Below are 24004 nucleotides of genomic sequence, written 5' to 3' on the forward strand. Positions count from 1 at the left end.
ACCCCTCACGCGTGCGAGGACAGCACCGCCCAGCCGCGGGGCGGGACGTCGACCCGGGCGTCCCGCACGGACGCGTCGCCGGCCGACAGGGCCCGGGCGTCGGCGGACGGCAGCGACGCGGGGGAGTCGCCGAGGTTCAGCGCGACGATCACCGCCTCGGCATCCACGGCCGTGCGCAGCACGAGGGTCGCGTTCGTGACCTCGACGACGTCGGTGCGGGCGCGCCAGAGCCACGGATGCCGCCGGCGCAGGGCGATGAGCGCGCGATGCGCGTCGAGGATGCGCTCGTCGACGTCGGTCACGTCCGCCGGTGTCGCGGGGAACTCCGGCCGCACCGCGTCGTCGCCGCCCTCGCGCTCCTCCTTCACCGCGGTCCAGCCGAACTCGTCGCCGGCGTACACCGACGGGGTGCCGCCCACCGTGAACAGAACGGCGAGGGCGTGCGGCACGAACTCCGGCCCGACGGCCGAGGCGATCCGCGTGACGTCGTGGTTGCCGACGAACGTCTGCGGAACGTAGGTCGCGAGCAGCTCGTCGTGCCGCTCGATCGCGTGACTGAGCTCGAAGAAGTTGCCGTCGGCGATGCCGTGCCAGATGCCCTGCCACAGTTCGTACTGCGTCAGCGAGTCCATCGTCGATGCGTTCACGATCGCCGGCCCGTCGCCGTGGATGACCTCGCCGAGGAACCACGCCTCGGGGAATCGCTCGCGCACGCGGGGCAGCACGCGCGCCCAGAATTCCGTCGGCACCGCGTAGGCGGCATCCAGTCTCCAGCCGTCGATCCCGCGCGCGAGCCAGTGGCACATGACGTCGACCACGAGGTCGGCGGTCGCGTCGGACGAGTGGTCGAGCGCGACGAGCGCGCCGTGCCCCTCGAACACATCGGGCTCGAACCGCCCGTCGACCCACGCCCCGCGGAACAGGGTCGTGTCCCCGCCCGCAAGCGCGGCCTGGAACGCGGGATGCCCGCGCCCCACGTGATTGAACACGCCGTCGAGCAGGACCCGGATGCCACGCTCCCGCGCCGCGGCCAGGAGCCGGTCGACGTCGGCGTCGTCGCCGAGCCGCGGGTCGACGCGGAAGTGATCGACGGTGTCGTACCCGTGGGTCTCGGACGCGAAGATGGGCCCCAGCAGCAGACCGTTCAGGCCGAGCTCGATGACGTAGTCGAGCCACGGCTCGATGCGCTCGAGGCGGTGCACCGGTTCCGCCTCGGGGCCCACGCCGTCGCGGATCGGAGCACCGACGAACCCCAGCGGGTACAGGTGCCACCAGAGAACGTGCGCGGGCCAGTCGGGCATGCCCCGAGGTTATTCGCCGGCATTCGGTCGGGCGACCGGGTTGCGCCCGCGCCTCCGACTCAGGCCCGCGCGCGCTCGGCGGGCAGGGCGAAGGGCTCCAGGTCGATCGCGCGGGCGCGGGTCGCCTCGATGGCGGCGGCGACGGCGCCGGTCGAGACGATGTCGGCGCCGAGCGGGGAGGCCACGATCTCGGGCGGCGGCAGGTGCAGAGCGGCGGGGAGAGTCTCGGTCGCGGCGGCGATGATCGGCCCCGCGCCGGCGGCGATCGCGCCCGAGATCACGACCCTTCGCACGTCGAACAGGCTGCCGAGGAGACCCGTCACGATCGCGAGCTGGCCGCCGACCTCGGCGGCGACGGCCAGGGCCCCCGGGTCCGCCGGCGGCGGCGAGGTCGAGGATGCGCTTGGCATCCAGGTCGTCTCGGGGAACGTCGGCCAGTGCGCTGCCGGCCGGCAGGGTGCCCGCGGCGATCGCTGTGCGCGCGGCGTCGACGCACCGCGGCGCGAGGCCGTAGGCACTGCCGACGCCCTCGACCCGGTCGAACGCCACCGTCTCACCGGCGCCGCCGTGCGCTCCGCGCAGCAGCCGCCCGTCGAGCCACAGCCCGGCGCCGAACCGCTCGCCGGCGAGCAGCGCCACGAAGTCGTCGTAGCCGACGGCGGCGCCCTGCGCGTGCTCGGCGACCGCGGCGAGGGAGGCGTCGTTCTCGACACGGACGACCGGCGCCCACGACGCGAAGGTGTCCACGAAGTCGGGGTTCATCCGCTGCCAGAAACCGTCGTGGTGCACGGGGGAGCGGCCCGCGCGGTCGACCGGGGCGGGCACGCCCACGCACACCGCGACGAGGGCGTCGCGCGAGGCGTGCGCGCGCGTCAGCGTCGCGTCGACGACCTTCTCGGCCGCGCGACGCCGCCGCTCGGGGGAGTCGCGCTCGGGGTCGATCGACAGCCGCGACGTCGCGATCGGGACGCCGCGGAGGTCGGCGACCGTCGCGGTCACGTGCCCCCGGCCGGCATCCACTCCGACCACGAGTGCGGCGTCGGCGCGCAGCGCGAAGCGCCGGGCGGGCCGCCCCTTGGAGTACTCGCCCACGGCGCGCGCGTTCGGCAGCTCCACCAGCAGCCCGCGCGCGACGAGCTCGTCGAGGACGTCGATCGTCGTCGAACGGGTCAGCGCGACCGCCGACATCACGTCGCTCGCGGTGAACACCTCGGCGTCCCACGCGTAGGCGAGCACGGCGTCGAGGCTGTGGCGGCGGAGCGAGGGCACCGAGGGCATGGCATCCGTCATCGGTTCTTGACCCCTCTCGTCCCTGATGCAATACTGCCGTCAACACATTGATTTGGCGAGTAGATTTAATCTCTGATTCAAGATCGCAAGGATGCGAGGAGACACGTGTCGAGAAAGACAACGGTGCGACGCGGGCTCGCGGCGCTGGCGGTGACGGCCCTGGGAGCAGCGATGCTCGCCGGCTGCTCCGCCGACGGCCGCGAGACGATCCGCTTCACCTTCAGCAAGCGCGAGGCCCTCGGCTTCATGAGCCAGGTGGTCGACGAGTACAACGCGTCCCAGGACAGGGTCCGCGTGGAGATGGATGCCTCGGGCGTCGACGTCGTGTCCGCGAGCTTCGTCCGCGGCAACCCGCCCGACATCATGCTCGCGAACTACAACTACGAGGTCGCCCGGTTCGTGCAGCGCTGCGCACTCAGCGACCTATCCGGCACCGCCGCCGCGGCGACGGTCCGCGACGACCTGCAGCCCCTCATGGACCAGTACGGCGTCTGCCCCGGGCGGACGAGCGCGCTGCCGTACTCGGTGATGGCTGCGTCGGTGATCTACAACCAGGAGATCTTCGACCGGCTCGGGCTCTCGGTGCCCACCACGTGGGACGAGCTCATCCAGACCGCCGAAACCCTCAAGGCGAACGGCATCGCGCCCTTCTACGGGACCTTCAAGGACGACTGGACCGTCGGCCAGGGCTGGTACGACTACGCCGTCGGCGGGTCGCTCGACGTCATCGACTTCTTCGACGCGCTCGCCGCCGAGGGCGACCAGGTCGGCCCCGACTCCACGGTGTCGTTCCAGAAGGACTTCGGCCAGGCCATGGACCGCATGACCCAGCTCGCCTCGACCTACACGAACCCGGATGCCGACAGCCGGGCGTACGGCGACGGCAACCTCGCGTTCGCGCAGGGCCAAGCGGGCATGTACCTGCAGGGACCCTGGGCGCTCGGCGAGATCGCCAAGACCTCACCCGACCTGCGCGTGGGCACCTTCCCGCTCCCGATGACGGACGACCCGAACGACCTGAAGGTCCGGGTCAACATGGACCTCGCGGCCATCATCCCCGAGGGATCCCGACACCAGGATGCCGCTCGCGACTTCCTCGAGTACCTCTATCAGCCGCGGATCATCGAGGCGTACAACGAGTCGCAGCTCGGGTTCGCCCCGACCAAGGACGCCCCCTCCCCGAGCGACCCGCGCGTGGCCGGGATGATCCCGTACTACGACGAGGGCCGGATCTACCAGGGCGCGTCGGTGCTCGTGCCGAAGACCATCCCGACGTTCAACTACGCGCAGGCGATGATCCTCGGCGCCTCGCCCGAGGCAACTCTGCGCACCATGGACCAGGACTGGGCGCGCCTCGCCTTCCGGCAGCCCGCCGCATCGACGAGCGACTCCGCCGACGCCGCCACCGAAGGGGGCCAGCGATGACCACGACCACGACCATCGTCACCGGCGGCAAGGCGTCCGCACGCCGCAGCACCCGCCGGGTCGAGCCGATCTACTACTTCTTCCTCATCCCGACGCTCGTGCTGTTCACGCTGGCGATCACGGTGCCCGGCATCATCGGCATCTTCTTCAGCTTCACCGACTCCATCGGCATCGGGGAGTGGAACTTCGTCGGGTTGACGAACTACATCGCGATCTTCAGCGACCCGGCGATCCTGCAGTCGTACCTGTTCACGTTCGGGTTCTCGGTGGCGACGGTGATCGTCGTCAACGTCGCGGCGTTCCTCCTCGCCGTCGGGCTCACCGCGCAGATCCGCTTCAAGAAAGCGCTGCGGACGGTCTTCGTCATCCCGATGGTGATCTCGGGCATCATCATCGCCTACGTCTTCAACTTCCTCTTCAGCAACTCCCTGCCGCAGGCGGGGAGCGCCCTCGGCATCCCGTGGCTCGAGTCGAGCCTGCTCGCCAACCCCGACCTCGCGTGGCTCGCGATCGTGATCGTCACCGCGTGGCAGGCGATCCCGGGGACGCTGCTGATCTACATCGCCGGACTCCTGTCGGTGCCGGGCGACGTGTACGAGGCCGCCGGGCTCGACGGGGCGGGGAAGGTCCAACAGCTGCTGCGGATCACGCTGCCGCTCGTCGCCGGATACGTCGTGATCAACGTCATCCTCGGCTTCAAGGGCTTCCTCAACGCCTACGACATCATCGTCGGCCTCACCGGCGGCGGCCCCGGCACCTCGACGCGCAGCGTCGCGATGTCGATCATCCTCGGCTTCAACGGCGGCGACTACGCCTACCAGATGGCGAACGCCGCCCTCTTCTTCCTCGTCGCCGTCGCCATCTCGCTCCTGCAGCTCTCGCTGACCCGCGGAAGGAACACCCTCGCATGACCGCCGTGAACCAGCCCGCGCTCGCGTTCGAGCAGGCAGAACTCTCCGTCCCGTCCCGCCGTCGCACCGGCGGTCGCTTCCGCCGGGTCGGCGCCGAACGCATCAACTGGTCGGCCACCACCGTCCTCATCCTCTGCGCCGTGACCGTGCTGCTCCCGCTGTACGTCACCGTCACGATGGCGCTCAAGAGCGGCGCGCAGGTCGTCGACGGCAACGCCTTCTCGTTCCCGACGCCGATCAGCTTTGACGGGTTCGTGCAGGCGTGGACGCTCACGAAGTTCCCGGTCGGCCTCGCGATCTCGCTGCTCGTGACCGCCGGCACCGTGGTCGCGACGATCGTCCTCGCGGCCTTCGCGTCGTACGCGATCGCCCGCAACTGGGACCGCAAGCTGTTCCGGTACTCGTTCTTCTACCTGCTCGCGGCGATGTTCATCCCGTTCCCGGTCGTCGCTCTTCCGCAGATCCAGCTGACCGGCCGGGTCGGCCTCGACAACCCGTTCGGCGTGATCGTCCTCGCGACGATGTTCCAGCTGAGCTTCAGCGTGCTGCTGTTCACCGCGTTCCTGCGCTCCATCCCGCTCGAGCTCGAGGAGAGCGCGCGCATCGACGGGGCGACGACGTGGCAGACATTCTGGCGGCTCATCTTCCCGCTCCTCGCACCGATGAGCGCGACCGTCGGCATCTTCGCCTTCCTGTACGCGTGGAACGACTTCATGATGCCGTCGCTCATCATCAGCGATCCGGCCTTGCAGACGCTGCCCGTGCGGCAGAACCTGTTCCAGACGCAGTTCAGCAACAACTACAACGTCGCCTTCGCCTCGTACCTCATGGCCATGGCCCCCGCGATCGTCGCCTACCTCTTCACCCAGCGATGGGTGATGGCCGGCGTCACGCAGGGCGCCGTCAAGGGCTGACCCGCCACACCTCGAAAGGACCCCTCCGTGACCACCGCCGCACCCTCCGTGCACGCCCGCGAGCTCTCCGACGCCCCCGACTGGTGGCGCCAGGCCGTGGTGTACCAGGTGTATCCGCGCAGCTTCGCCGACAGCAACGGCGACGGCCTCGGCGACATCCCCGGCATCACCTCGCGGGTCCCGTACCTCGCCGAACTGGGAGTGGATGCCATCTGGCTCAGCCCCTTCTACCCCTCGGCGCTCGCCGACGGAGGGTACGACGTCGCCGACTACCGCGACGTCGACCCGCGCCTGGGCACCCTGGCCGACATGGACGAGCTCATCGCGCAGGTGCACGCGCATGGCATCCGGGTCGTGGTCGACATCGTGCCGAACCACACCTCGAACGATCACGCCTGGTTCCAGGAGGCGCTCGCCGCCGGCCGCGGTTCCGCGGCGCGCGACCGGTACATCTTCCGCGAGGGCACCGGGCCTGATGGTTCCGAGCCGCCGACGGACTGGCAGTCGGTGTTCGGGGGCTCCGCGTGGGAGCGCGTCGCCGACGGGCAGTGGTACTTCCACAACTTCGACGTCTCGCAGCCCGATCTGAACTGGGCGAACCCCGAGGTGCGCGCCGACTTCGTGACGACGCTGCGCTTCTGGAGCGACCGCGGGGTCGACGGCTTCCGCATCGACGTCGCGCACATGCTGACGAAGGACCTCAGCGAGCCGCTGCCGTCCGCCGCGGAACTCGCCGCCCTGCCCCAGGACGGCAACCACCCGCTCCTCGACCGTGACGACGTGCACGAGGTGTACGCGGAGTGGCGCGCGGTGTTCAACTCGTACGACCCGCCCCGCACCGCGGTCGCCGAAGCGTGGGTGCACCCCTCGCGCGTGCCGCTGTACGCGAGCATCGAGAGCCTGGGGCAGTCGTTCAACTTCGACCTGCTCGAGGCCGACTTCGACGCCGGCCAGTTCCGTCGCATCGTCGCCGACAACCTCGCGCTCGCCGCGCAATCGGGGTCGTCGACGACGTGGGTGCTGTCGAACCACGACGTCGTCCGCCACGCCACGCGCTACGGCCTGCCCGACGCGGAGCGCGGCGCCGACGGCCGCCCGACGCTCAAGCACGGCAACGAGTGGCTGCTCTCCGGTGGTACTGAGCCCGCGCTGGACGCCGATCGGGGCGCCCGTCGCGCCCGCGCCGCCGCGCTGTTCGTGCTGGGGCTCCCGGGTTCGGCGTACCTGTACCAGGGCGAGGAGCTCGGCCTGCACGAGGTCGCCGAGATCCCCGACGACGCCCGGCAGGACCCGACGTTCTTCCGCAGCCCCGGTGTCGACATCGGGCGGGATGGATGCCGTGTCCCGCTGCCCTGGACCTCCGCCGACTCCGCGTTCGGCTTCGGTGCGGGCGGGGCGCACCTGCCGCAGCCGGAGTGGTTCGCCGCGTACGCCGTCGACCGCCAGGACGGTGACCCCGCCTCGACGCTCTCGCTGTACCGCCGCGCCCTCGATCTGCGGCACGAGCTGCAGACCGCCGAGGAGCTGGAGTGGCTCGACCTCGGCCGCGAGGATGTGGTGGCCTTCGCCCGCCCCGACGGCTGGACCGTCGTGACGAACTTCGGCACCGAGCCGGTCGAGCTCCCCGCGGGCGAGGTGCTGCTGTCGAGCGCTCCCGTCGCGGAGGGTGCGCTCCCCGGCGAGGCGTCCGCCTGGCTCCGGAGCGCATAGCCCCCGACATCCCCCCGCCGCGGGTCGTGGCATCCACCTTCGTTTCAGTGTCCAAGACACGCGGACAGGCTTCGGCTGCGTCCGCGTGTCTTGGACACTCAACGTTTGCGGGGACGCGCGGCGCGGCGACGTGCGGCGGGCGAGCGTCAGGGGAGGGACGCGCGGATCACCACCGGCATCTCCAACAGGTGCTCGCCGGGGGGAGGGCCGTCGGGGGCGAGGAGCAGCTCGACGGCGCGGCGGCCCATCGCCTCGTGCGGCAGGCCGATCGTCGTCAGGCCCGGGCGGAGGTACGCGGCGAGCTCGTCGTTGTCGAACGAGACCAGCGCCACGTCGTCCGGCACCCGCAGCCCGGCCTCGCCGAGCGCCTGCGAGGCGCCGAACGCGAGACGGTCGTTGAGGCAGACGATCGCCCGGGGAGGGGGACCGGATGCCAGCACCCGCGCCGTGACCTCGTGCCCGTGATCGGGCTCCCACAGCCAGATCGACTCCTCGCGGGAGAAGGTCATGCCCTCGCGCGCCATCGTGTCGTAGATCCCGCGCAGGCGGGCGGCGACCGTCGCCGAACGGAACAGGTCGCGCTCGGCCTCGGCGTCGTACCCGAGGAGCAGGATGTCGTCGCGGATGCCGGCATCCCGCAGCAGCTCGATTGCCCGGCGCCCGCCCGTCTCCTCGTCGGGCAGGACGCTGCAGCCGTGGACCTCGTTCGTGGCGTTTAGCATGACCGCCCGCACCCCGGCGGGGATCGGCGGGACGAGGATCTCGCGCGCCCGCATCGAGGCGAAGATCACCCCGTCCACCTGCCGATCGAGCAGCGCCGAGACGGCCTCGGCCTCGCGTTCGGGCTCGCCGCCCGTCTCGGCGACGAGCACGACGTGTCCGGCAGCCTCCGCCGCGCCGAGCGCGCCCTTGATGAGACCGCTCGCGAATCGCGTGGTGGCGACGAGGTCCGAGACGAACCCGATCGTGTGCGAGGTGCGGGTCCGCAGGGCGCGGGCGGCGACGTTGGGGCGGTAGCCGAGTTCTGCGGCGGCGGCCAGGACGCGCTCGTGCGCGTCGCGCGAGAGCCGGGTGTCGGGTCGGCCGTTGAGGATCATGGATGCCGCGGAGGGGGAGAGGCCCGCGTGGCGCGCGACATCGCTCAGCGTGACGCGTTTGACCATGCCCACCTCCCGGGTCGTCGGCTCCGGTGCCGACGGTAACGATCCTCCGTCGAATCTTGACAGGGCCGAAGCGGTCTGCGTAAATAGCCCTGCTAAATCCTTTCAGCACTGTACCGCAGGAGGGATCGCGCCAGAAACACCCCGTTCGGGTACCCGCAGCACAGACGAAGGAGTCGACATGTCCACCCGTACCCCGCGCCCGCGAACCCGTCGCGTCGCGCCCCTCGCGCTCGCGGCGATCGCCGGGCTCACCGGCGCCCTGCTCGCCGGCTGCGCCCCCGGCGCCGCCGCACCGCAGACCGCCGCCGCCACCGACGTGAGCACCGAACTCACCAGCGACCCGGTGCAGCTCACGATCGCCGACGAGACCGGATTCCCCGTCACCGACAAGCTGACCGAGGAGTTCACCAAGCAGCACCCGAACGTGACGTTCACCATCACGCGCGACACGTTCCAGAACCTCACCGCCAACGCCCCCAAGCTCCTCGCGAGCGACACCCCTCCCGACCTGATCCGCCTCCCCACGCTCGGCGACACCGTGCGCGACGGGCTCGTGGCCAACCTCGACCCGTACTTCGACGCGTACGGCTGGGACGCCTGGCCGGCGTCGCAGCTCGCTCCCCTGCGCATGAGCGAGGACGGCATCCGCGGCTCGGGCTCGCTGTACCAGCTCGGCCTCGGCTACAGCATCACCGGCATCTACATGAACGACACCCTCGCGTCGCAGCTCGGCATCACCGCCCCGCCGCAGACCCTGGCCGAGCTCGAGGCCGACATGGCCAAGGCCAAGGCCGCCGGCATCCTGCCGATCATGGCGGGCGACAAGGACGGTGTGGTGAACTTCGTCGTGCAGGCCGCGATGAACCAGTACGTCGACAAGGATCAGTTCCTGTCGTGGATGTTCAACGAGCCGGGCGCGCGCTACGACGAGCCGGGCAACGTCCAGGGTGCCGAACTCATCCGGAAGTGGGCGGATGCCGGTTACTTCCCGTCCGACATCAACGCGATCGACTACTTCACCTTCACGAGCCGATTCGGGGCGGGCGAGGGTCTGTTCACGTTCAACGGCAACTGGGAGGCGGCGAACTACCAGAAGGCGCTCGGCGACAACGTGAGCTTCTTCCTGGTGCCGCCGGCCGAGGCAGGGGCGAACCACGTCGCCATGGGGGCGGCCAACTCGTTCTCGGTCGCGGCCAAGTCGAAGCACCTCAACGAGATCGTGTACTTCCTCAACTGGGTGCACACCGACCCCGCGGCGCGGCAGATCATCGTCGACGTCACGGGCGCCTCGCCCGGTGGCGACCCGAGCCTCGCGCTCCCGACCGTCCAGCCGGGCTCGCTCATCGAGAACGCGCTGAAGATGTCGGCGCAGATCGGCGCCGAGAACGGCCAGGTCGACTTCATGGCCAACACCACCGCCGGCATCTACGCGGGCTCGATCATCCCCGAGTCGCAGCTGCTGGTGACCAGCCAGATCACCGGTCAGGACTTCGTCGACCGCGTGCAGAAGTTCTACGAGAGCGAGGTCGGCAAGTAATGACCGATCGGGCGGACGCCGCCGACCCGGCGACGACGACCGCACCGCCTCGGCGGGCCGCTGCACGCGCAGTGGCCCGCCGGGCCACCCTCGCCGGCTGGCTGCTCCTCGTCCCCGCGCTCGGCTTCTACGTCGCGTTCGTCATCTGGCCGCTGTTCCAGGGCGTGCAGTACTCGTTCTACGACTGGAACGGCATCGGCGTGGCCAAGTGGGTGGGCTTCGGCAACTACCTCACCGTCTTCACCGACCCCGACCTGCTCGGCGCGATCCGCAACGCGTTCGTGCTCATCGCGTTCTTCACGATCATCCCGGTGGGGCTCGGGCTGGTGCTCGCGACGCTGATCCGTGGCATCCGGTACAAGGCCTTCGCCGCCACCGCGCAGACGGTGCTGTTCCTGCCGCAGATCATCCCGCTCGCCGCCGCCGGCATCGCGTGGTCGTGGATGTACGCGCAGACCGGCGCGGTGAACCAGATCCTCGGCTGGGTCGGGCTCGGCTGGATCACCCGGCCGTGGCTCGCCGACTACGGCACGGCTCTTCCCGCCGTGGGCCTCATCGGCTCGTGGGTCCTCACGGGACTGTGTACCGTGCTGCTGCTCACCGGCCTCGGCAAGATCGACGTCTCGCTGTACGAGGCGATCCGGCTCGACGGCGCCGGCTGGTGGCGCGAGTTCTTCACCATCACGCTGCCGGGCCTGCGGCAGGAGATCGCGGTGCTCGTCACCGTCACCGTCATCGCCGCGCTGTCGAGCTTCGACATCATCTACACCTCGACGCAGGGCGGTCCCGGCCGCGCGACGCTCGTGCCCGGCCTGTCGATCTACCGGATCGGCTTCACGCAGAGCGACGTGGGCCTGGCCTCCGCGTTCGGCATCGTGCTCATGGTCCTCGTCCTCGTCGTCGTGCTCCCCATCCAACGCCTCTCGAGAGCGAGTGACTCGTGATCGCGAGCCGCACCGAGCGCGTCCTCGGAACCGTCCTCCTCGCCGTCGCGGCGATCGTGACGCTGCTGCCCCTCATCAGCATGTTCTCGGCGGCGCTGCAGCCCGCCGATCGCAACCCGACCGGGCTCACCTGGCCGACCGACCCGCAGTGGGGCAACTTCGCCACGGCGTTCGAGACCGGTCACGTGTGGCAGCTCATGGGCTCGAGCCTCGTGATCGTGCTCGGCGTCGTGCCCGTGAGCCTCGTCGCCGCGACCCTGGCCGGGTTCGCGCTCGGATCGCTGCAGGTGCGGTTCGGACGCGGCGTGCTCGTGTTCTTCGTGCTGGGCCTCACCATCCCGTTCGAGGCCCTGATCATCCCGCTGTACTACCAGGCGCAGTCCATGGGCACCGTGAACACCCCGTGGGCCGTGATCTTCCCCCTCATCGGCCTGTACATGCCGTTCGGCGTGTTCTGGATGCGCGCGCACTTCATCAACGTCCCGCGCGAACTCTCCGAGGCTGCGCGCGTGGACGGGGCGTCGCTGTGGCGCGAGTTCCGCAGCATCCAGCTGCCGTTGGCGACGCCGGCGCTCTCGGCCCTGGCGATCCTTCTGTTCATCTGGACGTGGAACCAGTTCCTGCTCCCGGTCGTCCTCATCGCCGACCCGCTGCAGCGGACCGTCGCGGGCGCGCTCACCTTCTTCCAGGGGCAGTACTCGCTCAGCATCCCGCTGCTGAACGCGGGCGCGCTCATCATCATCACGCCGGCTGTGCTGCTCTTCCTCGTCTTCCAGCGGCAGTTCATCCGCGCGCTCGTCCAGGGCGCCGTCAAGGGCTGAGCGCCCGACCCTCCTTCCGAAACGGACATCATGACGTTCACGCTGCCCGACCACTGGGTCTGGGACTTCTGGCTCGCCCGCGACGGCGACACCCACCACATGCTCTTCCTGCAGGCGCCGACGAGTCTCGGCGACCCCGACCTGCGGCACCGCAACGCGACCGTCGGCCACGCGACCTCGAGCGATCTGCGCTCGTGGACCGTGCACGGCACGGTGCTCGAGCCGGCCGGGGGAGAGGCTCCGGATGCCACGGCCACCTGGACCGGCAGCATCGTCGAGGAAGCGGCCGGGTGGCGCATGTTCTACACCGGGTCGCGGTTCCTCGAGCCGGGGCGGATCACCAACGTCGAGACGGTGCTCGCCGCCACCTCGCGGGATCTGACCGAGTGGGGGAAGGACCCCGCCGTCGTGGTCGCGGCGGACCCGCGCTGGTACGAGACGCTCGCCGCCGGCACCTGGCACGAGGAGGCGTGGCGCGACCCGTGGGTGTTCGCGGATCCCGAGGGGGACGGCTGGCACATGCTCGTCACCGCCCGCGCCGTCAACGGTCCGGGGCGCGACCGCGGAGTCCTCGGTCACGCGTGGTCGCCGGACCTCGTGCGGTGGGAGGTGCGGCCGCCGCGCAGCACCCCCGGCGCGGGGTTCGCGCACCTCGAGGTGCCGCAGGTCGTGCAGGTCGAGGGGCGCTGGGCGCTGGTCTTCTCGTGCGACTCCGCCCACCTCGCCGGCGACCGGACGGGCGAGCGCGGCGGCATCTGGGCCGTGGCGCTCGACGACCCGCGCGGCCCGTACGACGTCGGCCGCGCGACGCTCGTGGCGCCGGAGAACCTGTACAGCGGACGCATCGCGGAGGACGCCGACGGGCGACCCGTGCTGCTGGCGTTCGAGAACGTCGCCGCGGACGGCGCGTTCGTCGGCACCCTGTCCGACCCGCTGCCGGTCGCGTGGGACGACGACCGCCTCGTGGTGACGGAGCTCGTCCGATGACCGCGGTGCAGGGGTTCGCGGCATCCGGGTTCGAGGCGGTCGCCGAGGCGTTCCGCGCGGCGTTCGAGAGCCACCCGGGCATGGGCGGTGCCCTGTCGGTGCGCGTCGACGGGCACGAGGTCGTGGACCTGTGGGGCGGCACCGCCGACTCCCGCGACGGCCGCCCGTGGGAGCGCGACACCCCGACCGTGGTGTTCTCGTGCACGAAGGGCCTGATGTCGATCCTCGCCGCCCGGCTCGTGGCATCCGGTCGCCTCGACTACGACCGTCCGCTCGCGGAGCTGTGGCCCGAATTCGGCGTCGAAGGGAAGGACACCGTGACCGTCGGCGACGCGCTCGCGCACCGCGCCGGCGTCTCGGCCCCGCGCGTCGACGTCAGCCGCGCGCAGCTGCTCGACTTCGACGCGGTGTCCGCGATCATCGCGGCGCAGGCACCCCTGTGGACGCCCGGCGAAGGATGGGCGTACCACGCGCTGACGCACGGCTGGATCTCGGGCGAGATCGTGCGGCGCGCCGGGGGAGTCGGGATCTCCGCCGCCTTTGGCGAGATGGCGGACGCGGTCGGCGGTGGAGCCTGGCTCGGGATGCCGGCGGAGGTCGCGGCATCCGTCGCCCACCTCGAGGTGGGACCGACCCTCGCCGCGGGCGTCGCCGCTCAGGCCGCCGCGCGCGACCCCCACGGCGTCGACTGGCTCGACCGGGCGATGACCCTCGGCGGCGCGCTGCCGCCCACCCTCGTGACCGAGGACGACGGATTCAACGCCGACGACGTCCGCGCCGCGGTGATCCCCGGCGCCGGTGGGATCGCCACCGCTCGCGCGCTCGCCGCGATGTGGTCGGCGACCGTGGCCGAGACCGACGGAGTGCGGCTCCTCGACGACGCGGCGGTCCGTGCCGCCGGGGCCATGCGCACGAGCGGTGCTCCGGTGTTCGACGCTCCGGCGCCGTGGCCGGAGTGGGGCGCCGGGATGCAGCTCGACTCCGCGGCCCGCCGCTACCTCGGCCCGGGCAGCGTCGGGCACGACGGCGCCGGCGGTCAGGTCGCCTTCGCCGACCTCGACGCCCGCGTGGGCTTCGCGTTCGTGACGAACCGCATGGAGTCCGAGGACCCGCGCGCGACCCGCATCATCGACGCGCTGCGCGCGGCGCTAGGCTGATCCGGCGGCCGGTGGCGTTGAGTGTCCAAGACACGCGGATGCCACGCGCCGCCGTCCGCGTGTCTTGGACACTGAACGTGAGATGCGCGCGGAACCTCGCGCACTCGCCGGGCCGGGGGTAGTGCCCCCGCGGGCTACACCCGCACCCATGCGTCGCCGCGGCGCTCGATCGCGCCGGCGGCGGCGAACGCCTCGAGCCAGCCGCGCATCGGCCAGACGCCCCAGCGGCGGTGGAACGCGGCGCCGTTGCGAAGGATGTCGTCGAGGTGCTGCCACGGCGGCGAGGAGACCGGATGCCACTGGTGATAGGCATCCGCCCCGCCCGTCCACACGAGCGGAACGCCCGCGGCCCGCGCGGTCCAGGCGAGGTCGGTGTCCTCCGCGCCGTAGCCCTCGTACGCGTCGTGGAAGCCGCCGAGGCGTTCCCACGTCGCCGGGGTGACCGCGAACGACAGCGACCAGAACAAGTCGTACTCGTCCGGCTCGGCGACGCGCGTCTCCCCGGCGGGCAGCGCCGGCCGTGCCCGGTGCGGGCGCGTCACGTGCGGCAGGTCGGCCACGGCGGGACGCTGCACGCTCGCCAGGTACGTCACCGGCCCGGCGAGCAGCGCGTCGGGATGCGCCGCGGCGGCATCGGCGTACCGCGCGAACACCTCGGGTCCCGGCAGGCAGTCGACGTCGAGGAACACGAGCACTTCCGCCCCCTCTGCGATCGCGGCCGCGGCTGCGGCGTTGCGTCCCGCGCCCACGCGGAGTCCGTGCGGCCCGGGCGGCACGTGCCGCGTGCGGACGTCGGCATCCCGGATGCCATCGGGCATCGTCGCGTCGAGGAAGACCTCCACCCGGATCACGTCCGGCGCGACCTCGGCGAGCACCGCGCGCTGACGTTCCAGGTGCGCGCGGCGGGCGGCGGAGGCGACGGTGAGGACCGCGATCCTCACGGCAGCATCGCCTCGATGGATTCGGCGGCGCGCTCGGCGGCGCCGGCCACCTGCCACCGTGACCAGTCGGGTTCGTCGGCGGCGGCGGCCTCGACGAGCGCGACGATCCCCGCGGCGTCGACTCCCTCGGGCGCGACGCGCGCGAGACCCCACCGGTGCAGCGCGCACGCGGTGTGCCGCTGCTCGTCGAAGGGACGGTCCTGCGCGACGACGACCGCGCGCGCTCCCGCCGCGGCGAGGTCGGCGACGCTGTTCTGTCCCGCCGCGCTCACGACGACGGTGTGCGAGGTCACGAGCGGCCACGGGTCGTCGATGCGCGAGTCCGCGTCGTGCCCGACGGCGCGCGTGCGCCATCCGGCCGCGGCGAGAAGGCCCTCGGCATCCCGACGCACGTCGTCGTCGAGCACCCGCCCGAGGAAGAGGACCGAGCGCTCGGCATCCCCTCTCTCGACGCCCCGCCCGTCGTACCGCGAGATCCCGCCCGTCCACACGACGCGGTCGGTGCGGGTCGCCAACGCTCCGGCGGGGACGGCGCCGTGCGCCCACGGCGCGAGGATGCGGTCGGCCAGGTCGTACGCGAGCGCGTGCGCCGCGTCGGTGCGCTCGCCCGGCTGCGTGACCGCGATCGTGCGGAGCCCGAGCAGCCGCGCGAAGGCCACGACCTCGGCGCTCACGTCGACGACCATCGCGCGGAGGTCTGCGGCGCCGGTGGCGATCCGCGCGAGGCGGGCGCGGTGCCCGGGGTGGTCGTGCGGCGCCCAGTGCAGCGCGCCGCGTGCGGTCGGATCGGCGTGCCGCGGGTCGAACCGGCTGCCGTCCTCGTGCTCGACGGCGTCCGCGTCCTCCGGCAGCACGACCCACTCGACGGCGTCGCCGAGTCCCGCGGGGCGGGGGAGCGACGAGAACGCGCGCACGGGTCCGCGCAGGTGCGGGTGCACGGCGAGGAAGCGGGCGACGTGCCCGAACCCGTGGTGGTGGACGTACCAGCCGATCACCACGACACCGCCGGCACGCGGCGCTCGGCCGCCGGCTGCGCGGTGTGCGCGAGCACGCGCTCGACGTCGCGGTACCGGCGGCTCAGGGCGTGCTCGCGCACGGCCGCGCGCCGCGTCCACACGCGCGTCAGCGGTTCGCGCTGCCCCTGGGCAGCGAGATCGCGGGCCGCGTGGGCGAGCGCGGTGACGTCGCCCGGCATGACGGCGGCGGTCCCCGGCATCCCGGCGAGCACCTCCGACACCCCGCCGATGTCGAACGCGGCCACGGGGGTTCCGGTGGTGAGTGCTTCCGCGATCACCAGCCCGAACGGCTCCTCCCACATGGGCGTCACGAGCGCGACGGCCGAGGCGCCGACCAGTCGGCAGAGGTCCCGCTGATGCAGCGCGCCGACGTAGCGCGCGCGGTCACCCAGCCGCGGGGCGACCTCCTGCTGGAAGTAGTCGACGTCGCCGATGCGCCCGGCGACGACGATCTCGGCATCCACGACCCGGGCCGCTTCGATCGCGAGGTGCGGCGCCTTCTCGGGCACGATGCGCCCCGACCACACCCACCGCGAGCCGCCCGGTCCGCGGGTCCAGCGGTCGGTGTCGATGCCGTTGGGGAAGACGAAGGCATCGACGCCCTCCACCGACCACGCACGGGCGGTGGCCTGGCTCACCGCGACGAAGCGGTGCGCGCTCCCGCGGGCGTACGCGGCGGCCTCGAGCAGCGGTTCGAGCGGCGGCGTGTGCAAGGTCGTGACGACCGGGATGCCGGCCTCCCGGCTCCACCGGATCGGAGCGGGGTGCAGGCTGTGGTTGTCGATGACGTCGAAGCGGTGCCGCTCGTCGCGGAGGCGTTCGAGGAGCGCCGCGTGCGCGGCCTCGGTCGCCGCGGCGTACCCCTCGGGGTAGCCGGTGTCGGAGGCGTCCTCGACCCGCGACCACGCCGGGGCGGGCAGCGCGTAGGCCGAATCCTCGAGGAAGTCCGACCCCTCGGCGGCGCACAGCGTCACCTCGTGTCCGCGGTCGCGCAGCCACCGCACGCGGTCCCACACCGTCGCCTCGAGGCCGCCGGCGTGCGGTTGGCGCAGGGGGTAGCGCGACGGGGCGACGACGAGTACCCGCAGGCGGTTCAGCGCGCGGGTCATGCCGCGTGCTCCGCCCGGAGCGACCGGCGGTACAGCGCGACGTGGGCCGCCCGCACCCGCTCGCGCTCGTCGAGCCGTTCCTCGCGACGGCGGGCCACTTCGGCGGCCCGCGCGTCCGATCCCGGAACCGACCACGCGGGGGCCGTGGCATCCACGATCGCCCGCTCCAGCGACACCGGATCGCCCAGGCCGAACAGATGGAAGTCGCTCGGGTGCTGGGATGCCACGTGGCCGACGCGTGTGCCGACGACCGGGACCGCGAGGTCGTAGCAGAGCTCGGCCCACCCGGAATGCGTACCGTGCGAGTACGGCAGCACGCACGCGTCGAGGTCGGCGAGCCAGACGGCGAGCGCGTCGTCGTCGAGCCGGGCCGATCGCTCGAGCGTCACGCCGTCGGCGTTCCCCGCGAGGGCGTGGATGGATGCCGCGGCCTCGGCGTCGCGCACGTTCTCGTTGAGGCGCACGACGGCCTCGACGTCCGCCCCGCGCGCCCGGAGGTCGGCGACGGCACGGACGAGCGTCGCCGTGGTCCCCACGCCGTCGATGTTGGGGCGGAGGTCGCGCAGGTGGACGCCGACGCGGGTGGTCGCGCGCGGGTGTCCTGTGGGGAGGGTCCCGCCCTCCACGAGCGTCGGGTGGGGGATCACGTCGGGCGCGCGGCCGAAGTCGCGTTCCACCTCGGCGGCGGTCGCGGCGGTGAGGGTCGTGAGTTCGTCGGCGCCCGCGATGAGCACGGCGAGGGCGGCGCGGTGCGCACGCTGGTCGGTCAGCTGCGGATTCTCGAGGTCGTGCACCGTGTAGACGAAGGGGATGCCCCGGCGGCGCAGGGCATCCACCGTCGCCGTCAGCTCCTCCGCCGAGTACGACTCACTGCCGAAGTGGACGTGGACCAGGTCGATCTCGTCGGCGTGCGCGTCGAGCCACGTCGGCAGCAGCACCTGCGGCGGCCACCACTGCCCCGGGGCGGCACCGGGCGGCGGTGGATCGGACCGGAGGTCGACGACGCGCTCGTCGGTCACGGCTCGCGTGTACGGGTGCCCGGCGGGCACGGCGGCGACCCGGATCCGGCGAGGGGCTGCGGCGTCGATCGGGGGTCCTCCTGGACTGCGGTGGGGGGCGTACCGCAAGACCCGGGTCGTCGCAACCGATGAGGACGGTTTCCCGGGCGTCGGCGGCGACGGCGTACGTTCACATCATGAGCGGCGGCTATGAAAGGGCGAACGTCCTTGCGGACGACACCGCGGCGGTGCTAGCGCGCCGTCGGCATTACGCGGAGTTCTTCGGCGACGCTCCCGCACCCGACGGGTACGGCGTCGTCGTGGGCAACTGCCAGGCCGAGTCGATCCGGCTCGTCGTGTCGAACGACGCGCACCCCGGTGTGCGGGTCCCGGCCGTGCACGAGATGGATGCCGCCGATGCCGAACGCCTGCACCGGCTGCTGGCGGGCGCGTCGTTCCTCATCGTGCAGCCCATCCGCGATGACTACCGCGGCCTACGGCTCGGCACCGCGCAGCTGCGCGCGGCGCTGCCCGCCCACGCCCGGACGGTCGTGGTGCCCTCGCTCCGCTTCGGCGGACTGCACCCGTTCCAGGCCGCGATCCGCGTTCCGGGCGTCGACGAGGACCCGCCGCTCGTGGCGTACCACGACGTCCGGCTGCTCGCGGAGGCCGCGGGGCTCCCGGTGGCCGCGTCCCTTCCGGCGGACACCGTCCGGGCCGTGGCCGAGGACTCCGTCGCCGAGCTGCGCCGCCGCGAAGACCTGGGCGTCGACGCCGTGGCATCCGATCTGTACGCCCCGGTCGTCGCCGACCTTGCCCGCACCGTCAACCACCCGGGCAACGCCGTCTTCCTGCCCCTGGGCGAGCGCATCGTCGCGGCCCTCGGTGCGCCGGGCACCGCGGTCGACCCCGGTCGCCCGATCCTCGCCGGCGTGCGCGCGCCGCTCGAGCCGTGGGTCGTCGACGCCTGGAACCTGGATGCCGAACCCCGACGCGACTGGATCGTCGCGGACGAGACACTCGACGCCCACACCGTCACCGAGGCCCACCGCCGGTGGTACGCCGCCCATCCCGACTTCGTGAGCGCGGCGGTGGAACGGCTCGCGCCGCTCCTGCGCCGGTGGCGGGCGGCATGAGCGTGCGTCCTGTTCTGCTGACGCCCCCGGGCCCGCACGGCGTCGCGGTCTACGCGCGGTCGATCGCCGACGAGGTGCGGGCGATCTTCCCCGACCTGTCGGTGACCGACGACCCCGACACCCTCCCCGCCGGCACGCCCCTGCACGCCCACGTCACGGACCGTCTATGGGGAGCCTCGCCCGAGGAAGCGACCGAGCGGTTCGCGGCCCTGGCCCGACGGCATCCGATCACGGTCACGCTGCACGACGTGCCACAGGCCTCGGACGGGGAGCGCAACCGGCCCCGGCGCCGGGCGCTCTACGCCGCGGTGACCCGGGCCGCGCACGCGGTCGCCGTGAACAGCGCGCACGAGCGCGCCCTGCTCGCCGAGGAGGACGTGTGGCATGGACCCGTCGCGGTCCTTCCGCTCCCGGTGCCCGCGCTCGCCGCCGGACCGCGCCCGCAGCCCGACGGCACCGTCGGCGTGCTCGGCTACTTCTACCCGGGCAAGGGGCACGACGAGGCGCTCGCCGCGGCCGTCGAGGCGGGCATCGGGCGGCTCACGATCCTGGGCCGCGCGTCCGACGGGCACGCGGCCGACCTCGACGCGTTCGTCCGGCGTGCCGCCGACGCCGGAGTCGCGGTCGAGGTGACCGGCTGGCTCGACGACGCCGCGATGGCCGAGCGGGCGCGGGCCGTGTCGGTGCCGGTCATCGCCCATCAGCACGTCTCGGCGTCCGCGTCGCTGACGTCGTGGATCGGCTGGGGCCGCCGCCCCCTCGCCGTCCGCAACCGGTACGTGGACGAGACGGCTGCGCTCCGCCCCGGCACCGTGCGCCCCGTCGATCCGTCCGCGCTGGCGGCCGAGGTGCGTGCGGCGGCGGAGGATCCGGATGCCACCTGGCATGGCATCCATCCCGTCCCCGTCGGCCCCGCCGACGTCGCCCGCGCGTACCTGGACTGGTGGGCGGGTCTGCCCGCGCCCGCTCCCGCGCCCGCTCTGGAGGTCGAGCGTCCAAGACACGCCGTTGGGCCGCACCCCGATGCGGCGTGTCTTGGACACTCGACGCCCGACGACGCCCGGTGGGTCGTCGGGAACCGCTGGGACCTCGTGGCGGGACGCGAGCCCGAACAGCCGCGGGTGAGCGTGATCGTGACGCACTACGCGCAGCCCGAGGAACTCGCGCGCACGCTCGCCGCGCTCGCGCGGCAGGATCACCCGGCCGACCGCCTGGAGATCGTCGTCGCGGACGACGGGTCGCCCGAGGCGCCGATCGTGCCGGACGGCGTCACGCTCGTGCGCCAGGAGGATCGCGGATTCCGCGCCGCGGCCGCCCGCAACCTGGGCGTCGCGGCGAGCACGGGCGATGTCCTGTGCTTCCTGGATGCCGACACGACCCCCGAACCCGGATACGTCCGGGCACTCACGCGCCTGCCCGCGCTGCTGCCCGAGGCCGTGACCGCCGGGCGGCGTCGGCACGCCGACTTCGCGGGCCTCGGTCCCGACGTCCCGGTCGCCCAGGCGGGCCCGGCGCGCGAGCTCCCCGAACCCGCGTGGCTGCGGGAGGAGTACGCGCGCACCGCCAATCTGCTGCGCGCCGACGACCGCGCGTACCGGTTCGTGATCGGCGCGGTCCTGGCCTGCTCCCGCGCGTTCTTCGACGAGGTCGGCGGGTTCGACGAGACGTTCCGCGCGTACGGCGGCGAGGACTGGGAATGGGCGCACAGCGCGTGGCAGGCCGGAGCGGTGCTCGCGCACGTCCCCGATGCCGTCGCCTGGCACGACGGTCCGGACTGGTCCGGCCGCGACCTCGACCGCGTCCGCGAGGGCAACCGGCAGACGCTGCGTCTCGCCGCCGACATCCCCGTCACCGGTTCCGTCGGCCGCGGGCTCCTCCCCGCCACGCCCGACCTCGTCGTGCACCTCGCCGGAGAACATCCCGAAGCCGCCGTGTTCGTGTGCGTGGATGCCGTGCTCGCGGCGTTGCCGCGCGCGACGGTGGTGCTCGATGCGCCCCCGTCCGCCGCGGCGCTCGCGGCCGACCCGCGCGTGCTGTCGGGGGCCGTCCCCGACGCCCGGGTGGTCTGGCGCCTCGACCGTCCGATCCTGATCGAGGAGGCCGAACCCCTGGCCGCGCGGCTCGCCGACCTCGGCCAGGGCGAGGAGGGTCGGCTGCACGTGCGCGCCGCGGACGGAACGCTTCTCGGCACCGCCGTCGCCCGCCGCGCCCGCCGTCGCGCCGAGCGGTGGGGCGCCGACGTCGGGTTCACGACCGGCGAGCTCGTGGCATCCGGTCTCCACGTCCTCCGCGACGAACCGCACCTCGAGGCGTGGGGTGGGCGGCTGGGGCGCCCGCGACCGCTTCGTCTGACGCGCCCCGGGGTGTCCGCGCCCCTGCCGCGTCCCCTCCCCGGCAGAAACGCTTCTGCTCGGCGTAAACGCCCGGACGCGGCGTTTCTGCCGAGCGCGAGCGTTTATGGCGAGGAGACCCGGGCGTCGCACGGCGAGCGGGCTGCCCGCCGGGCCCTGGGAGAATCGAGGCATGACCGCCACACTCGTCGCCCAGGGACTCGCGGGAGGCTACGGCCACCGCACGCTGTTCGAGGGCGTCGACCTCACGGTCGCGCCGGGGGATGTCATCGGCGTCGTCGGGGCCAACGGCGCGGGCAAGTCGACGCTCCTCCGGCTGCTGGCGGGCGTCGACGAACCGCTCGCGGGCACGATCGCGTTCGCCCCGGCCGACGCCTTCGTCGGCTGGCTGCCGCAGGAGCACGAGCGCATCGCCGGTGAGACCGTCGCGGAGTACATCGCGCGCCGCACCGGTTGCGCCGAGGCGACGAGGGAGATGGATGCCACGGCCGCAGCGCTCGGCGACCCCACGGTCGCGGGAGCCGACGACGCGTACGCCACGGCCCTCGAGCGCTGGCTCGCCAGCGGTGCCGCCGACCTCGACGAACGGATGCCGGTCGTCCTCGCCGACCTGGGCTTGGAGGTCGGCGCCGATGCGCTGATGACGGGACTCTCCGGCGGGCAGGCGGCGCGCGTCGGGCTCGCGGCGCTGCTGCTGTCGCGCTTCGACATCGCGCTGCTCGACGAGCCCACGAACGACCTCGACCTCGACGGCCTCGAGCGTCTCGAGACGTTCGTGAAGGGCCTCCGTGGCGGGGTCGTGCTGGTGAGCCACGACCGCGAGTTCCTCGCGCGGTCGGTAACTCGCGTGCTCGAACTCGACCTCGCGCAGAACTCGCACCACGTGTACGGCGGCGGATACGACGCGTACCTCGAGGAGCGCGCGACGCTGCGCCGCCAAGCCCGCGAGAAGTACGAGGAGTTCGCCGAGACCAAGGCCGACCTCGTCGCGCGCGCCCGGACGCAGCGCGAGTGGTCGAGCCAGGGCGTGCGCAACGCGATGAAGAAGGCGCCCGACAACGACAAGATCCGCCGCAAGGCCTCGATGGAGTCGAGCGAGAAGCAGGCGCAGAAGGTGCGCCAGATGGAGAGCCGGATCGCGCGGCTCGACGAGGTCGAGGAGCCGCGCAAGGAGTGGAAGCTCGAGTTCACGATCGGCGCCGCGCCGCGGTCGAGCTCCGTCGTGTCGACGCTGTCCGGGGCCGTCTTCCGGCAGGGTGACTTCGCGCTCGGACCCGTGTCCCTCCAGGTCAACGCGGGCGAGCGCATCGGCATCACCGGGCCGAACGGTGCCGGGAAGACGACGTTGCTGCGTGGCATCCTGGGCCGTCAGACGCCCGCCGAGGGCTCGGCATCCCTCGGGTCCAGCGTCGCGATCGGCGAGATCGACCAGGCCCGGTCGCAGCTGGTGGGGGAGCGGCCGCTGGCCGAGACGTTCGAGGCGCTCGTCCCCGAGATGACCTCGGCCGACGTGCGCACGCTCCTGGCGAAGTTCGGGCTGAAGGCCGACCACGTGACCCGCCCGGTCGACGGGTTGTCGCCGGGCGAGCGCACCCGCGCCGGACTCGCGCTGCTGCAGGCCCGGGGCGTCAACGTGCTCGTGCTCGACGAGCCGACGAACCACCTCGACCTCCCCGCGATCGAGCAGCTCGAGCAGGCGCTCGAGTCGTACACCGGCACGCTGCTCCTCGTCACGCACGACCGCCGGATGCTGGATGCCGTCCAGACCGACCGCCACTGGCGCGTCGAGGCCGGGCGGGTGGCGGAGCGGTAGCGCGTCCGGCGCTGAGCCACGTGCCCGGCATCCGCCATAAACGCTCTCCCTCGCCGAAAACGCTCTGTTGCGGCGTTTCTCCCGAGCCCGAGCGTTTATGGGGAGGCAAACCCCCCGCGTCGGAAGCGCTCAGCGCCCCTGACGCTTCTTGTAGGGCTTGGGCTGCCCCTTGACGATCGGCGCGCGGCCCTTGCCCTTGGATGCCTTGGCCTTCCCGCCCTGCGCCTTCGGCGCCGCGGTCGCCTGGGGCGGCGCGTCGGCGATCCGCGCGTGTGCTTCGTCGAGCAGCAGCACGCCCGCCGGAGTGAGGCGGGTCGGGGGCGTGCGCGACACGAGCGGCTGCCCGACCTCCTCCTCGAGCTTGTCGATCGTGGTGTACAGCGACGCGAGCGGGATGCCGAGCTTCTCGGCCGCGCGCGGAAAGTGCAGCTCCTCGGCGAGGGCGGCGAACCGGACGAGGTGCGCGAGCTTCATGGCATC

Annotated in this window: 19 protein-coding genes and 1 pseudogene; 12 read left to right on the forward strand and 8 right to left on the reverse strand. The window is 72.6% G+C overall.

Features of this window, described 5'->3' with window-relative positions; genetic code table 11:
* Nucleotides 1-5: 5 nt before the first annotated feature.
* Nucleotides 6-1301 (reverse strand): alpha-amylase family glycosyl hydrolase, encoded by a 1296-nt coding sequence (locus RKD05_RS09090; protein ID WP_424709520.1) that lies wholly within the window; start codon nucleotides 1299-1301, stop codon nucleotides 6-8.
* Between the two features lie 9 nt (nucleotides 1302-1310).
* Nucleotides 1311-2579 (reverse strand): ROK family protein, encoded by a 1269-nt coding sequence (locus RKD05_RS09095; protein WP_424709522.1) that lies wholly within the window; start codon nucleotides 2577-2579, stop codon nucleotides 1311-1313.
* 117 nt (nucleotides 2580-2696) lie between these two features.
* On the opposite strand from RKD05_RS09095, the gene RKD05_RS09100 reads away from it, so the two are divergent.
* The 4 genes from RKD05_RS09100 to RKD05_RS09115 are packed head-to-tail and all read left to right on the forward strand — an operon-like array spanning nucleotide 2697 to nucleotide 7551.
* A complete protein-coding gene (locus tag RKD05_RS09100) occupies nucleotides 2697-4016 on the forward strand; it encodes an ABC transporter substrate-binding protein (protein WP_424709523.1) in 1320 nt (439 codons plus the stop codon).
* Nucleotides 4013-4927: a carbohydrate ABC transporter permease gene (locus tag RKD05_RS09105; RefSeq protein WP_424709525.1), complete on the forward strand. Its 915-nt coding sequence runs from the start codon at nucleotides 4013-4015 to the stop codon at nucleotides 4925-4927. Before RKD05_RS09100 ends, RKD05_RS09105 begins: the two co-directional genes overlap by 4 nt.
* On the forward strand, nucleotides 4924-5841 hold the full coding sequence (locus RKD05_RS09110; RefSeq protein WP_424709527.1) for a carbohydrate ABC transporter permease: 918 nt from the start codon (nucleotides 4924-4926) through the stop codon (nucleotides 5839-5841). Before RKD05_RS09105 ends, RKD05_RS09110 begins: the two co-directional genes overlap by 4 nt.
* A 27-nt stretch (nucleotides 5842-5868) precedes the next feature.
* Complete coding sequence (locus RKD05_RS09115) at nucleotides 5869-7551, forward strand: glycoside hydrolase family 13 protein (RefSeq protein WP_424709529.1); 1683 nt, start codon at nucleotides 5869-5871, stop codon at nucleotides 7549-7551.
* 146 nt (nucleotides 7552-7697) lie between these two features.
* Here RKD05_RS09115 and RKD05_RS09120 read toward each other — a convergent pair whose 3' ends face one another.
* Complete coding sequence (locus RKD05_RS09120; protein ID WP_424709531.1) at nucleotides 7698-8714, reverse strand: LacI family DNA-binding transcriptional regulator; 1017 nt, start codon at nucleotides 8712-8714, stop codon at nucleotides 7698-7700.
* A 178-nt stretch (nucleotides 8715-8892) separates the two neighbouring features.
* On the opposite strand from RKD05_RS09120, the gene RKD05_RS09125 reads away from it, so the two are divergent.
* Genes RKD05_RS09125 through RKD05_RS09145 form a run of 5 tightly spaced genes read left to right on the forward strand, consistent with a single transcriptional unit; the run spans nucleotide 8893 to nucleotide 14160 of the window.
* A complete protein-coding gene (locus RKD05_RS09125; RefSeq protein ID WP_424709532.1) occupies nucleotides 8893-10251 on the forward strand; it encodes an ABC transporter substrate-binding protein in 1359 nt (452 codons plus the stop codon).
* The gene (locus tag RKD05_RS09130) at nucleotides 10251-11195 is read left to right on the forward strand and encodes a carbohydrate ABC transporter permease (RefSeq protein WP_424709533.1); all 945 of its coding nucleotides are present in this window, start codon (nucleotides 10251-10253) and stop codon (nucleotides 11193-11195) included. Before RKD05_RS09125 ends, RKD05_RS09130 begins: the two co-directional genes overlap by 1 nt.
* Nucleotides 11192-12016 carry a carbohydrate ABC transporter permease gene (locus RKD05_RS09135; RefSeq protein WP_424709534.1) on the forward strand — a complete coding sequence of 275 codons (825 nt, stop codon included), beginning with the start codon at nucleotides 11192-11194 and terminating at the stop codon, nucleotides 12014-12016. Before RKD05_RS09130 ends, RKD05_RS09135 begins: the two co-directional genes overlap by 4 nt.
* A gap of 30 nt (nucleotides 12017-12046) precedes the next feature.
* On the forward strand, nucleotides 12047-13003 hold the full coding sequence (locus RKD05_RS09140; protein WP_424709535.1) for a glycosyl hydrolase family 32: 957 nt from the start codon (nucleotides 12047-12049) through the stop codon (nucleotides 13001-13003).
* Nucleotides 13000-14160: a serine hydrolase domain-containing protein gene (locus RKD05_RS09145; RefSeq protein ID WP_424709537.1), complete on the forward strand. Its 1161-nt coding sequence runs from the start codon at nucleotides 13000-13002 to the stop codon at nucleotides 14158-14160. Before RKD05_RS09140 ends, RKD05_RS09145 begins: the two co-directional genes overlap by 4 nt.
* Before the next feature lie 134 nt (nucleotides 14161-14294).
* Here RKD05_RS09145 and RKD05_RS09150 read toward each other — a convergent pair whose 3' ends face one another.
* Genes RKD05_RS09150 through RKD05_RS09165 form a run of 4 tightly spaced genes read right to left on the reverse strand, consistent with a single transcriptional unit; the run spans nucleotide 14295 to nucleotide 18275 of the window.
* Nucleotides 14295-15101, reverse strand: coding sequence for a glycosyltransferase family 2 protein (locus RKD05_RS09150; protein ID WP_424709539.1), 807 nt, complete (start codon nucleotides 15099-15101; stop codon nucleotides 14295-14297).
* The gene (locus RKD05_RS09155; RefSeq protein ID WP_424709541.1) at nucleotides 15098-16099 is read right to left on the reverse strand and encodes a hypothetical protein; all 1002 of its coding nucleotides are present in this window, start codon (nucleotides 16097-16099) and stop codon (nucleotides 15098-15100) included. The genes RKD05_RS09150 and RKD05_RS09155 overlap by 4 nt, the downstream gene beginning before the upstream one ends.
* Nucleotides 16093-17226 (reverse strand): glycosyltransferase, encoded by a 1134-nt coding sequence (locus tag RKD05_RS09160; protein WP_424709543.1) that lies wholly within the window; start codon nucleotides 17224-17226, stop codon nucleotides 16093-16095. Before RKD05_RS09160 ends, RKD05_RS09155 begins: the two co-directional genes overlap by 7 nt.
* On the reverse strand, nucleotides 17223-18275 hold the full coding sequence (locus tag RKD05_RS09165; protein ID WP_424709544.1) for a glycosyltransferase: 1053 nt from the start codon (nucleotides 18273-18275) through the stop codon (nucleotides 17223-17225). Before RKD05_RS09165 ends, RKD05_RS09160 begins: the two co-directional genes overlap by 4 nt.
* A gap of 146 nt (nucleotides 18276-18421) precedes the next feature.
* Between RKD05_RS09165 and RKD05_RS09170 the strand changes: the two genes are divergently transcribed.
* From RKD05_RS09170 to RKD05_RS09180, 3 genes and pseudogenes are all read left to right on the forward strand, one after another.
* Entirely contained in the window at nucleotides 18422-19360 is a 939-nt protein-coding gene (locus tag RKD05_RS09170) for a WcbI family polysaccharide biosynthesis putative acetyltransferase (protein WP_424709546.1), read from the forward strand.
* 656 nt (nucleotides 19361-20016) lie between these two features.
* Nucleotides 20017-21114 (forward strand): annotated as a pseudogene (locus RKD05_RS09175) (glycosyltransferase family 2 protein); the annotation flags it as partial.
* Between the two features lie 769 nt (nucleotides 21115-21883).
* Nucleotides 21884-23524 carry an ABC-F family ATP-binding cassette domain-containing protein gene (locus RKD05_RS09180; RefSeq protein WP_424709547.1) on the forward strand — a complete coding sequence of 547 codons (1641 nt, stop codon included), beginning with the start codon at nucleotides 21884-21886 and terminating at the stop codon, nucleotides 23522-23524.
* A gap of 129 nt (nucleotides 23525-23653) precedes the next feature.
* Here the strand turns inward: RKD05_RS09180 and RKD05_RS09185 are convergent, their stop codons facing one another.
* Entirely contained in the window at nucleotides 23654-23998 is a 345-nt protein-coding gene (locus RKD05_RS09185) for a LysR family transcriptional regulator (RefSeq protein ID WP_424709548.1), read from the reverse strand.
* Between the last annotated feature and the right edge of the window lie 6 nt (nucleotides 23999-24004).

The organism is Microbacterium sp. SLBN-111 (assembly GCF_049739645.1).
Taxonomy (GTDB): domain Bacteria; phylum Actinomycetota; class Actinomycetes; order Actinomycetales; family Microbacteriaceae; genus Microbacterium.